Annotated in this window: 10 protein-coding genes; 6 read left to right on the forward strand and 4 right to left on the reverse strand. The window is 52.3% G+C overall.

All coding sequences use genetic code 11. From position 1 onward, the window contains the following. The first annotated feature begins 96 nt into the window (after positions 1–96). The 3 genes from nrdA (at position 97) to yfaE (ending at position 3,860) form a co-directional block, all read left to right on the forward strand. On the forward strand, positions 97–2,382 hold the full coding sequence (nrdA, locus tag MNO13_RS17570) for a class 1a ribonucleoside-diphosphate reductase subunit alpha (protein WP_064548587.1): 2,286 nt from the start codon (positions 97–99) through the stop codon (positions 2,380–2,382). A gap of 89 nt (positions 2,383–2,471) precedes the next feature. Next, positions 2,472–3,602, forward strand: coding sequence for a class Ia ribonucleoside-diphosphate reductase subunit beta (gene nrdB / locus MNO13_RS17575; protein WP_064548591.1), 1,131 nt, complete (start codon positions 2,472–2,474; stop codon positions 3,600–3,602). Positions 3,603–3,605: 3 nt separating this feature from the next. Continuing rightward, positions 3,606–3,860, forward strand: coding sequence for a class I ribonucleotide reductase maintenance protein YfaE (gene yfaE / locus MNO13_RS17580; RefSeq protein WP_241939074.1), 255 nt, complete (start codon positions 3,606–3,608; stop codon positions 3,858–3,860). Positions 3,861–3,892: 32 nt separating this feature from the next. Here the strand turns inward: yfaE and glpQ are convergent, their stop codons facing one another. Both glpQ and glpT read right to left on the reverse strand, forming a co-directional pair. Further along, entirely contained in the window at positions 3,893–4,924 is a 1,032-nt protein-coding gene (gene glpQ / locus MNO13_RS17585; RefSeq protein ID WP_422387223.1) for a glycerophosphodiester phosphodiesterase, read from the reverse strand. 38 nt (positions 4,925–4,962) lie between these two features. Beyond that, positions 4,963–6,315, reverse strand: coding sequence for a glycerol-3-phosphate transporter (gene glpT, locus MNO13_RS17590; RefSeq protein ID WP_064548596.1), 1,353 nt, complete (start codon positions 6,313–6,315; stop codon positions 4,963–4,965). Positions 6,316–6,554: 239 nt separating this feature from the next. Between glpT and glpA the strand changes: the two genes are divergently transcribed. From glpA to glpC, 3 genes are read left to right on the forward strand one after another with little or no spacing between them, the layout of a single operon-like run. Continuing rightward, on the forward strand, positions 6,555–8,186 hold the full coding sequence (glpA, locus tag MNO13_RS17595; protein ID WP_232886023.1) for an anaerobic glycerol-3-phosphate dehydrogenase subunit A: 1,632 nt from the start codon (positions 6,555–6,557) through the stop codon (positions 8,184–8,186). Next, positions 8,183–9,442: a glycerol-3-phosphate dehydrogenase subunit GlpB gene (gene glpB, locus MNO13_RS17600; protein ID WP_241939076.1), complete on the forward strand. Its 1,260-nt coding sequence runs from the start codon at positions 8,183–8,185 to the stop codon at positions 9,440–9,442. Before glpA ends, glpB begins: the two co-directional genes overlap by 4 nt. Continuing rightward, the gene (gene glpC / locus MNO13_RS17605; RefSeq protein ID WP_241939077.1) at positions 9,439–10,638 is read left to right on the forward strand and encodes an anaerobic glycerol-3-phosphate dehydrogenase subunit GlpC; all 1,200 of its coding nucleotides are present in this window, start codon (positions 9,439–9,441) and stop codon (positions 10,636–10,638) included. Before glpB ends, glpC begins: the two co-directional genes overlap by 4 nt. Before the next feature lie 2 nt (positions 10,639–10,640). Here glpC and MNO13_RS17610 read toward each other — a convergent pair whose 3' ends face one another. Further along, the gene (locus MNO13_RS17610; RefSeq protein ID WP_121814096.1) at positions 10,641–11,837 is read right to left on the reverse strand and encodes a nicotinamide mononucleotide deamidase-related protein YfaY; all 1,197 of its coding nucleotides are present in this window, start codon (positions 11,835–11,837) and stop codon (positions 10,641–10,643) included. Between the two features lie 198 nt (positions 11,838–12,035). Then, a complete protein-coding gene (locus MNO13_RS17615; RefSeq protein WP_064548606.1) occupies positions 12,036–12,578 on the reverse strand; it encodes a YfaZ family outer membrane protein in 543 nt (180 codons plus the stop codon). Positions 12,579–12,730 lie beyond the last annotated feature (152 nt).

Consider the following 12,730-nt stretch of genomic DNA (forward strand, 5'->3'; position numbering starts at 1 on the left):
CCCCCTACATGTAGTATTTATCCACAAGGTTAGCCACAAGAGGCCAACTGTGGATAAATGGGGCATTTTTCATTTCACGGACAGGTACAAACGCACATGAATCAGAGTCTGCTGGTTACAAAACGTGACGGTCGCACTGAGCGCATCGATCTGGATAAAATCCACCGAGTTCTGGATTGGGCCGCCGAAGGCTTAAATAACGTATCCGTATCACAGGTTGAACTGCGCTCGCACATTCAGTTTTATGACGGCATCAAAACTTCTGACATTCATGAAACCATCATCAAAGCCGCGGCAGATTTAATCTCCCGTGAAGCACCGGATTATCAGTATCTGGCTGCACGCCTGGCCGTTTTCCATCTGCGCAAAAAAGCCTACGGTGAGTTCGAGCCACCTAAGCTGTACAACCATGTCGTCAAAATGGTTGAGATGGGCAAATACGATAGACATCTGCTGGAAGACTACACGGAAGAAGAGTTCAAGCAGATGGACGATTATCTCGACCATGACCGTGATATGAGCTTCTCCTACGCCGCTGTTAAACAGCTCGAAGGCAAGTACCTGGTGCAAAACCGTGTTACCGGTGAAATCTACGAAAGCGCCCAGTTCCTCTATATTCTGGTTGCCGCGTGCCTGTTCTCAGGCTATCCGCGTGAAACTCGTCTGAGCTACGTGAAGCGTTTTTACGATGCGGTTTCTACTTTCAAAATTTCTCTGCCTACGCCAATTATGTCTGGCGTGCGTACCCCAACTCGCCAGTTCAGCTCTTGCGTACTGATCGAGTGTGGCGACAGCCTGGACTCCATCAACGCCACTTCCAGCGCAATTGTGAAGTATGTTTCCCAACGTGCTGGTATCGGCATCAACGCCGGTCGTATCCGTGCGCTGGGCAGCCCAATTCGCGGCGGTGAAGCATTCCATACTGGTTGTATTCCGTTCTACAAACACTTCCAGACCGCAGTGAAATCCTGCTCTCAAGGCGGAGTGCGTGGCGGTGCGGCAACGTTGTTCTATCCAATGTGGCATCTGGAAGTAGAAAGCCTGTTGGTACTGAAAAACAACCGTGGTGTTGAAGGTAACCGTGTGCGCCATATGGATTACGGTGTGCAAATCAACAAACTGATGTACACCCGTTTGTTGAAAGGTGAAGACATCACCCTGTTCAGCCCGTCTGACGTTCCAGGCCTGTACGATGCCTTCTTTGCCGATCAGGAAAAGTTTGAGCAGCTGTACACCAAATACGAAAAAGACGACAGCATTCGCAAGCAACGTGTGAAAGCCGTTGAGCTGTTCTCGCTGATGATGCAGGAACGTGCTTCTACTGGCCGTATCTATATTCAGAACGTTGACCACTGCAACACCCATAGCCCATTTGATCCGGCTATCGCACCAGTTCGCCAGTCTAACCTGTGCCTGGAAATCGCACTGCCGACCAAACCGATGAATGACATCAACGACGAAGACGGTGAAATCGCACTGTGTACGTTGTCTGCATTCAACCTTGGCGCTATCGAAAGCCTGGATGAGCTGGAAGAGCTGGCGATTCTGGCGGTACGTGCTCTGGATGCGCTGCTGGATTACCAGGATTACCCAATCGTTGCCGCGAAACGTGGCGCAATGGGTCGTCGTACTCTGGGTGTCGGCGTGATTAACTTCGCTTACTACCTGGCGAAAAATGGTGTGCGTTACTCTGATGGCAGTGCCAACAACCTGACGCATAAAACCTTCGAAGCGATTCAGTACTATCTGCTGAAAGCGTCGAACGAGCTGGCGAAAGAGCAAGGCCCTTGCCTGTGGTTCAACGAAACTACATACGCAAAAGGCATTTTGCCGATCGACACCTACAAGAAAGATCTGGATGTGATCAGCAACGAGCCGCTGCATCTGGACTGGGAAACCCTGCGTGAGTCGATTAAAACGCACGGCCTGCGTAACTCCACGCTTTCTGCGTTGATGCCGTCTGAAACCTCGTCGCAGATTTCTAACGCCACCAACGGTATCGAGCCACCGCGCGGCCATATCAGCATTAAAGCGTCAAAAGACGGTATCCTGCGCCAGGTTGTGCCAGATTATGAATTACTGAAAGACAACTATGAGCTGCTGTGGGAACTGCCGAATAACGACGGTTATCTGCAATTGGTTGGTTTAATGCAGAAATTTATCGACCAGTCGATCTCTGCCAACACCAACTACGACCCAACGCGCTTCCCATCAGGTAAAGTGCCGATGCAGCAGTTGCTCAAAGATTTGCTCACCGCCTATAAATTCGGTGTCAAAACGCTTTACTATCAGAACACCCGCGACGGTGCGGAAGATGCGCAAGACGACCTGGCGCCTTCAATCCAGGACGATGGCTGCGAAAGCGGCGCATGTAAAATCTAATTCGGATTTCCCTTTATCACCTTTCTGTCCCTCTCCCTCAGGGAGAGGGTTAGGGTGAGGGGAAATTCAGTCCACAGGACTCACATTTAATGGCTTACACCACTTTTTCACAGACGAAAAACGATCAACTCGCTGAGCCAATGTTCTTTGGTCAGCCAGTGAACGTGGCACGCTACGATCAGCAAAAATATGACATCTTCGAAAAGCTGATCGAAAAGCAACTTTCCTTCTTCTGGCGTCCGGAAGAAGTTGACGTTTCACGCGATCGTATCGACTACCAGGCGCTGCCGGATCACGAAAAACACATTTTCATCAGCAACCTGAAATATCAGACTCTGTTGGACTCCATTCAGGGTCGTAGCCCGAACGTGGCGCTGCTGCCGCTGATTTCCATCCCTGAGCTGGAAACCTGGGTTGAAACGTGGGCGTTCTCCGAAACCATCCACTCGCGTTCTTATACGCATATCATCCGTAACATCGTGAACGATCCGGCGATTGTGTTTGACGATATCGTCACCAACCAGGAAATCTTAAAGCGTGCGAAAGATATCTCCGGTTACTACGACCGTCTGATTGAGATGACCAGCTACTGGCATCTGCTGGGTGAAGGCACGCACAATGTCAACGGTAAAACCGTGACCGTGAATCTGCGCGCCCTGAAACGCCAGCTCTATCTGTGCCTGATGAGTGTGAACGCGCTGGAAGCGATTCGCTTCTATGTCAGCTTCGCCTGCTCCTTCGCTTTCGCCGAGCGCGAATTGATGGAAGGCAACGCGAAAATCATCAAACTGATTGCCCGCGACGAAGCCCTGCACCTGACCGGGACTCAGCACATGCTGAACCTGATGCGTTCCGGCGAAGACGATCCTGAAATGGCAGAAATCGCTCTGGAATGCCGCCAGGAATGTTACGACCTGTTCGTGCTGGCCGCCGAGCAAGAAAAAGAGTGGGCAAGCTACCTGTTCCGCGACGGTTCGATGATCGGTCTGAACAAAGACATTCTGTGCCAGTATGTTGATTACATTACCAACATCCGTATGCAGGCTGTGGGTCTGGATCTGCCATTTAAAACACGTTCAAACCCAATCCCGTGGATCAACGCATGGCTGGTGTCTGACAACGTGCAGGTTGCGCCGCAAGAAGTCGAAGTCAGCTCTTATCTGGTCGGCCAGATTGATTCTAATGTCGATGCTGACGATCTGAGCAATTTCCAGCTGTAAGTTATGGCACGTATTACGCTACTGAACACCGGAACGCAGCTCAATTCTGAAGAGGAATACCCTTCCCTGCTGGCGACACTGGAATCTCACCAGGTCGCCGTGGAATATCAGTGCCGGGAAGGTTATTGCGGTTCCTGCAGGATTAAACTTGTGGCAGGTGAAGTGAAATGGCTGAGCGAGCCGCTGGCGTTTATCCAGCCCGGTGAAATTCTCCCCTGCTGCTGCAAAGCGCACGGCGATATCGAAATCGAGATGTAAAAAAGGGCCGTTTAACGGCCCTTTTCTTTTGTTTACTGCTTCTGCTGCTGCAAGAATTTCACGCCCTTGTCCGGGAAGTCGGTGAACACCCCGTCCACACCCGCCTTGTTATACAGCACGTCAAACAACTGATCGACGTTACTGACATAGTCAGGTAACGCGTCCGCTCGTACCGTATAAGGATGCACTGTCAGGTGGTTCACATGCGCCTGGGTGACCATATCGGTTAGCTTAACATTACCTTTGCTGGAGCCTTCCGCCACCAGCATGTGATAGTCAGGCCCGATACCGTCCGCATACTCGGCTATCTGCTTCATGGCTCCTGGTTTGAACATCCAGTCATAGCTGTAGTTGACCCACTTGCCGTCAGCCTGCTTCTCTTGCGTTTCGTTCCAGTCCGTATAAGCAATCAACTGAACCAGCTTAAGATTCATACCCAGCGTCGGCTCAAGCGAGTTTTTAATACGCTTGAGTTCAGCGGCATCAAAGCATTGCAGGTAGACCTTATCCTGCTTGCTGGTGTAGCCGTAACGCTTCAACACCTCAAGCGTTTTCGCCGCGATATCTTTTCCTTCCTGATGATGGAACCAGGGGGCTTTTATCTCTGGGTAAATACCAATATTTTTCCCTGTGGAGTGATTCAAGCCCTGGATAAACTCGATCTCCTCTTCAAAGGTATGCACGCGGAAATCAGATTTCCCCATCGGGAAACGACCAGGGAAGGTTTGCACCTGCTTGCCGTCTACCACATCAAAACCTTCGGTAAATTTCAGCGACTTGATTTCGTCGAGGGTAAAATCGATGGCGTAGTAGCGACCGTCTTTACGCGCCCGATTTGGGAAGCGCTGCGCAACGTCGGTGACCCGATCAAGATAGTGGTCGTGCAGCACCACTAATCTGTCGTCTTTGGTCATCACCAGATCCTGCTCAAGGTAGTCAGCCCCTTGAGCATAGGCCAGGGCTTTGGCAGGTAAAGTGTGCTCCGGCAGATAGCCGCTCGCACCGCGATGGGCTATCACCACTTTGTCCGTTGTCTGGGCAAAGGAGCTGGCGGAAGCAAACATTACCGCCCCCACCAGGATAGATTTGGTCAGGATTTTCATTATGCTTTCCCTGTCAGTTTTTTATGGTGTTGTTTGTTCTCACCCACCATCACCACCAACAACAGAATCACGGCCATAATGCTGCCGCCGATCATCACCATAAAGCCGCCGTCCCAGCCGAAGAAATCTACGGTATAGCCAACGATGGCACTCGCGGCCACCGAACCACCGAGATAGCCAAACAAGCCAGTAAAGCCTGCTGCCGTTCCCGCGGCCTTTTTCGGTGCCAGTTCCAGCGCGTGCAGGCCAATCAGCATCACCGGCCCGTAGATCAGGAAGCCAATCACAATCATACACGCCATATCCACACCCGGATTTCCCGGCGGGTTCAGCCAGTAAACAATGGTCGCAATCGTCACCAGAATCATAAAGAACACGCCGGTAGCACCGCGGTTGCCTCTGAACACTTTGTCCGACATCCAGCCACACAGCAGCGTGCCAGGTATTCCGGCGTATTCATAAAGGAAATAGGCCCAGGAGGATTTATCCAGCGCGAAGTGTTTCACTTCTTTCAGATAGGTTGGCGACCAGTCGAGAATGCCGTAACGCAGCAAATAAACGAAAACGTTAGCAATGGCGATGTACCACAGCAGGCGGTTGGGGAAAACGTACTGCATGAAGATCTGTTTTGCCGTTAGCTCCTCTTCCGTTTTTTCGTTGTAGTCGTCCGGGTAATCATTTTTGTATTCTTCGATTGGCGGCAAACCGCATGATTGCGGCGTATCGCGCATTAACGCAAAAGCAATTAACGCCACAAAAATCGCCGCAAAGGCTGGCATATAAAGTGCCGCATGCCAGTCGTTAAACCACGCCATCCCGAGTAAGAACAGCAGCGGCGGCAAGCCACCGCCGACGTTATGCGCGCAGTTCCAGATGGAAACAATTCCCCCACGCTCTTTTTTAGACCACCAGTGCACCATGGTACGCCCGCACGGCGGCCAGCCCATTCCCTGGAACCAACCGCATAAAAACAGCAGGACAAACATCACCGCAATACTGGATGTCGCCCACGGCACAAAGCCCATAAATAACATTACGGCGGCGGCCAGAATCAAACCGGCAGGTAAGAAAACACGCGGATTCGAGCGGTCAGAAACCGCCCCCATAATAAATTTCGAGAAGCCGTAAGCAATAGAAATACCGGAAAGCGCAAATCCGAGGTCACCGCGCGAGAAGCCCTGCTCCACCAGATACGGCATCGCCAGAGTAAAGTTTTTACGTACCAGGTAGTAAGCGGCGTAACCGAAGAAAATGCCCATGAATATCTGCCAGCGCAGACGACGATAAGTCGGATCGACATGCTCACTTTTCAGCCGTGGCTGGTGTGGGCTAGGTTTGAAAATGCTCAGCATAAATGCCTCCGTGGCAGGTTTTTTATCAAGCAATGTTCTTTTGCGAGCGCATGTTAAGGATTATCCCACCAGGTTAGTGTGAAACACCCCACAACATATTACATTTTTATTACAAACTATCGAAAAGGTGCATCACGTCACACTTTGCTTTCGTTTTATTTTCGAATTTGCTCGATATCAAACATTCGCATCTCGATCTGTGGCTGAATAGTCCCCAGATAATTTTTCAGGAGCGGAACATGGCGATGGGATGCAAAGAACAGGATGTGATTATTATTGGCGGAGGCGCTACGGGCGCGGGTATTGCCCGCGACTGCGCACGGCGTGGGTTACAAACCCTGCTGCTGGAAAGGCACGACATTGCAACCGGCGCGACAGGTCGTAATCATGGCTTGCTGCACAGCGGCGCACGGTACGCCATGACGGACAGCGAATCGGCCAGGGAATGTATTGAAGAAAACCGCATCCTGAAACGCATTGCTCGCCACTGTATCGAACGCACGGACGGCCTGTTTATCACCCTTCCTGAAGATGATTTAACCTTGCAGAGCGTGTTTATTGCCGCCTGCCAGGATGCCGGAATCAATGCACAGCAACTCAGTCCTCAAGAAGCATTACGCATAGAACCCGCGGTAAACCCTGAACTAATTGGCGCAGTAAGGGTGCCAGATGGCACAGTTGACCCATTCCGTCTGACCGCCGCCAATATGCTGGATGCCAGAGAACACGGTGCCGAAATTCTCACCGGCCAGGAAGTCACCGGCCTTATCCGCAACGGCGATCGGGTTTGTGGAGTGCGGGCTTACAACCATCAAACCCGCGAACATCACGATTTTTACGCCAGCGTAGTGGTAAACGCCGCCGGGATCTGGGGGCAACACATTGCTGAATATGCCGATTTACGTGTGCGAATGCTGCCTGCCAAAGGTTCGTTGCTGATCCTCGGCCATCGCATCAATAACATGGTGATCAACCGCTGCCGCAAACCTGCCGACGCCGATATTTTGGTTCCCGGCGATACCATTTCGCTGATTGGCACCACCTCAACGCCTGTCGAATATGAGCAAATCGACAATATGCAGGTCACCCCGCAAGAGGTCGACATCCTGATTCGTGAAGGTTCAAAGCTGTCACCCAAACTTGCCGCAACCCGTATTTTGCGTGCCTACGCTGGCGTGCGCCCGCTGGTTGCCAGCGACGACGACCCAACCGGACGAAATGCCAGCCGCGGAATTGTGCTGCTTGATCACGCAAAGCGTGACGGCATGGAAGGGTTCATCACCATTACTGGCGGCAAGCTGATGACCTATCGCCTGATGGCGGAATGGGCCACCAACGCGGTGTGTGAAAAAATCGGCAATATTCAGCCTTGCACCACGGCAACAACGCCACTTCCAGGTTCCGAAAGCTCATCAGAAGAGACGCTCAGAAAAGTCATTTCATTACCGCCGACTATTCGGCGTTCTGCCGTTTGGCGTCACGGTGACCGCGCCGGGAAACTTTTGGCAGGTGACCGCCTGAGCAACAGCCTGGTTTGCGAATGTGAAGCGGTGACCGCAGGTGAAGTTCACTATGCGGTTAACCATCTGTCCGTCAACAATCTTGGCGATTTACGCCGTCGCACCCGCGTGGGAATGGGCACTTGCCAGGGCGAATTGTGCGCCTGCCGTGCCGCCGGATTACTACAACGCTTTGGCAGTTCAACGCCTGCGCAATCGCTTGATCAACTTTCTCTTTTTCTTAACGAACGCTGGAAAGGTATCCGCCCAATAGCCTGGGATGATGCGCTGCGGGAAAGTGAATTCACCGCCTGGGTTTACCAGGGATTGTGCGGCTTGAAAAATGGATCGAAAAAAGGAACACCACAATGAGATTCGATAGCCTGATTATTGGCGGTGGCTTAGCCGGGCTGGTCTGCGGTATTCGCCTCGCAGAAGCGGGGTTGCGTTGTGCCATCATCAGCCGTGGGCAAAGTGCATTGCATTTTTCATCTGGCTCGCTGGATTTGCTGGCCGAACTGCCCGATGGCAGCCCGGTGAATTCGCCGTTAAACGCGTTGGATGCTCTGAAACAACAAGCGCCAGAACACCCGTACAGCTTAATGGGCGCGGAAAACGTTCGCCGTTTCGCAGCAGAAAGTGAGGCGCTACTCGCGCGCTGCCATATCCCGCTGCAAGGCAGTTATCAGCACAACCATCAGCGTGTTACGCCGCTGGGAATGCAACGCGCTACGTGGCTCAGCCCCGAAGAAATCCCCACCGCGCCACTGGCGTGGCAACGAATCACCGTGGTGGGCATTGCCGGTTTTCTCGATTTTCAACCCGAACTGGTCGCGGCTTCTCTCGCCCAGAATAATATCGAGGTACGAACCGCCGAGCTGACCCTTTCTGCGCTGGACACATTGCGTAATAACCCCAGTGAATTTCGCGCCGCCAACATTGCCCGCGTGCTGGATATGCCAGAGCAACAACGTTTACTGATTACCGAGCTTAAAACGCTGGCCATCAACACCGATGCGCTGTTTTTACCCGCCTGCCTTGGCAGCGAAGACTCGCAGGCCTGGCAGACCATCAGTCGCCAGTTGCCCTGCGCACTTCGCCTGTTACCCACGCTGCCGCCTTCGGTGCTCGGTATGAGGATGCACCAACAACTACGCCGCCGCTTCCAGCAACTTGGCGGGATAATGATGCCGGGCGATGCGGTGCTGAACGCTGAATTTGAGCAGCAAAAAGTCAGCGCGGTTTTCACGCGTAATCATGCGGAAGTCCCGCTGCGGGCCAACAATGTGATTCTTGCCAGCGGCAGTTTTTTCAGCAACGGTCTTGAAGCTAAATTTAGCGGGATTCGCGAGCCGATCTTCGGGCTGGATATTCGCGCTCCGGATAGGCGCGAACAGTGGTGTCACGAAGACTTTTTCAGCCCCCAACCCTGGTTACAGGCCGGTGTTGCCGTTGATGAAAATTTCCAGCCAACACTTCGCGGCCAGCGTGTCGAAAACCTGTATGCCATCGGTTCAATACTCGCCGGATACGACCCAATTCAACAAGGTTGCGGGGCTGGCGTGTCGATGACGGGCGCATTATATGTTGCCCAGAAAATCCTTGATGCTCAGGGAGGCAACGTATGAGCCTGCTCGATGAAACCAGTTTTGAAAACTGCATTAAATGCACCGTTTGCACCACCGTTTGTCCGGTTAGCCGGGTAAATCCTGATTATCCTGGCCCAAAACAATCTGGCCCGGATGGCGAACGCCTGCGCCTCAAAGATGCCGCGCTTTATGATGACGCACTGCAATATTGTACCAACTGCAAACGCTGCGAAGTGGCCTGCCCGTCTGATGTAAAAATTGGCGATATTATTCAGCGTGCCAAAGCCCGCTACGGTAAATCCACCTTCAATTTACGAGATGCCATTCTCAGCCATACCGACTTGCTGGGCACGCTGTCCACCCCCTTTGCGCCGCTGGTTAACACCGCCACGTCACTCAAGCCGGTGCGTACTCTGCTGGATAAAACGCTGGGCATCGACGGCCATCGCGAATTACCGAAATATTCTTCCGGTACGTTTCGGCGCTGGTATCACAAACAAGCGGCAGCGCAAAAAGCCTTTGCTGAGCAAGTGGTTTTTTTCCATGGTTGTTACGTGAATTACAACCACTCCCAGCTTGGAAAAGATCTGCTGCGCGTGATGAACGCGATGGGATTTGGCGTGCAATTACTGGATCGCGAAAAATGCTGTGGCGTGCCACTAATTGCCAATGGTTTTATCGATAAGGCCAAAAAGCAGGCAGCCATTAACGCCGCGTCTTTAAGTAAAGCGGTGCTTGAACAAGGGCTTCCGGTTATCGCCACCTCTTCCACTTGCACGTTTACCTTGCGTGACGAATACCCGCAGGTGCTGGATGTCGACACGCGCCCAATGCGTGACCATATCGAACTGGCGACAAGGTTTATCTGGAAACAACTGGAAAAAGGACGTGAGTTAAACCTGAAAGCGTTACCGCTACGCATTGCTTACCACACACCGTGCCATATGGAGAAAATGGGCTGGTCGTTGTACACCCTCGATTTGCTGCGTAGTTTGCCTGGCGTAGAGCTGGTGATGCTCGAATCCCAGTGCTGTGGTATTGCCGGAACTTATGGATTTAAAAAGGAAAACTATCAAACGTCGCAAAGTATCGGTGCGCCGTTATTTCAGCAAATTGAAGAAAGTGGCGTCGATTTGGTGGTGACCGATTGTGAAACGTGCAAATGGCAGATTGAGATGTCCACCAGTAAGAAATGCGAGCACCCGATTACACTGTTAGCCCGGGCGCTCGCTTAGCTTTAAAGCTCTATGACATCGACGACATTCACCCAACCATGCTCCGCTGCGACATCCCAGCCATTGAGCCAGCGGCGCAGCATGTTTAATGCCATCATCGCGCACACTTCCTGGCGGGTGCGCAGGTCGTGGCGAGTCACGCTGAATTTCACCTGCAAGCCGTAGGTGCCGCCAGGGGTATGTAGCGCAAAGTTAAGCTGCTCGTCTTCAAGGCTGCCGACCACCAGCGCCACGGTACTTCCGGCGGTGTGAGCGAATATTTTTGCGCGCTCGGCCACTTGCACCAGCGTTTCAGGGCGCGATGAAAGGACTTCATTGTTACCCAGCGGCGCTTGTGCACTGGAAAGTTGCAAACACAGCAAACCCGCGGTGAATTGTTCGCTCAGCGCAATATTGAGGGACTGCTCGCGCAGGCGTTTTGCCAGTTGCGCAGGCAGCCCTTCTGTCCCTTCAAAAATCGTGCTTTCACCGGCAACATGCTGCACTTGCGGCCAGACGGCTTCCATCTCCGGGCGCAGGCTGGCAGGGCCGGTCAATTTCAGCTCAATAATCGGCATGGATGAGCGATAGCCCATTACCGCACCTTCCGGCAGGGGAATCGGTTCAAGGCTTTGGGCTAATTCGCTTTCAGAGCGCCCAAAGGTGGTAAGGCGCAGGCAAACTGGCGGTTCCGGCAACTCAAAGCGTGCGCGCAAGCGCGGCAGGATTTGCTCAGCAACCATCACTTTAAATTCAGAAGGGACGCCAGGGGTGAAAAACATCAGGCAGCGGTTAAGCTTTAGGGCAAATCCACAAGCGGTACCTACGGGGTTATCGACCATTTCACTGGTGGCGGGGATTAAAGCTTGCTTGCGATTGCTGGGAGCCATTTCGCGCCCGCGCTCAGCAAAGAAACGCTCCATTTGTTCGAGCCATGGCTGGTGCATCACCAGTTCCACGCCTGCGGCGGTGGCGGCGGCCAGCGCACTCAGATCGTCGCTGGTTGGCCCAAGCCCACCATTGACGATCAACACATCAGCCTGTTCGCTGCGCTCTTTGAGCACCGCAATCAAATCGTCAAGACTGTCGCCCACCGTATTGCGGCGCGACATTGGCAAACCCTGGTTAAAAAGATAATCGGCAAGCCAGGCTGCGTTGGTATCAATAATTTGACCATGCAGCACTTCGTCGCCGGTAGACAGCATTTCCACTTTTATCATTGTTGTGCTCCGCGGGAAAAAAACGATTCACTATAACTCAAGCAGACAGAAAATTAATTGGCAGAAATAAAACAGGCAGGTCAAATGAATGTCGGATGTCGCTGCGCTAATCCGACCTACGAAAGCAAAAGCAGTTGTAGGGTGGATAAGCTCAAGCGTCATCCACCATTTAATCCGATCTACAAAATGACAGGGATTTTAGAAAGCAGCGCTCACGCCAACATATGGCCCATCGGCGATCGAGTTATCACGCTCGCCATTTTTGTTTTCCATACCGATGTAGCGATAGCCTGCTTCAATGGTAATTGGGCGCATGATTGTCCAACGTGCGCCTGCACTGGCTTCCTGGTAGTTTTCAACACCGCTGGAAAGGGAGTCTGGGGAATAATAGTAATCACCGAATACCGCGAAGCTATCGAAAATCTTCCAGCTCAAACCACCGCCAACGGCCAGCGCGTAACCTTCATCACCATCGTTAGGATTGAGGTAAACCGCACGGCCACCCACGGTACCCATAAATGGGCCTAATGGCACATTCAGGCCTAAGCCCAGACCCGCAGTATCACCGTCGTCATCGTTATGTGCGTAGTTACCGGTGAACGCCAGACCAGGGGAATCAGTACCGAAACCCACGACCACGTTAGTGTATTTTTCGCCTGCTTCACCGCCGATGCTGATAGCACTTGCGGATGCAGAAATGAGCGCCAGGCTGGCAGCGCCAGCCAGTAATAATTTGTTCATGTTTCGATCCTTAATAACAAAAAAAGGAGGTCCCTGAAAAAGGATGTCCTTAAAAAAAACCGATTCTACAGCCACGATTGATGTAATCAACGTGTTAGAAATTCTTTTCGCTATTCGTTTGTAAGAAATTAAAACAGCGGGGATTGCCTGAC

Origin of the sequence: Buttiauxella ferragutiae, from assembly GCF_022637515.1 — a bacterium.
In the GTDB taxonomy this organism is placed as follows: Bacteria; Pseudomonadota; Gammaproteobacteria; order Enterobacterales; family Enterobacteriaceae; genus Buttiauxella; species Buttiauxella ferragutiae.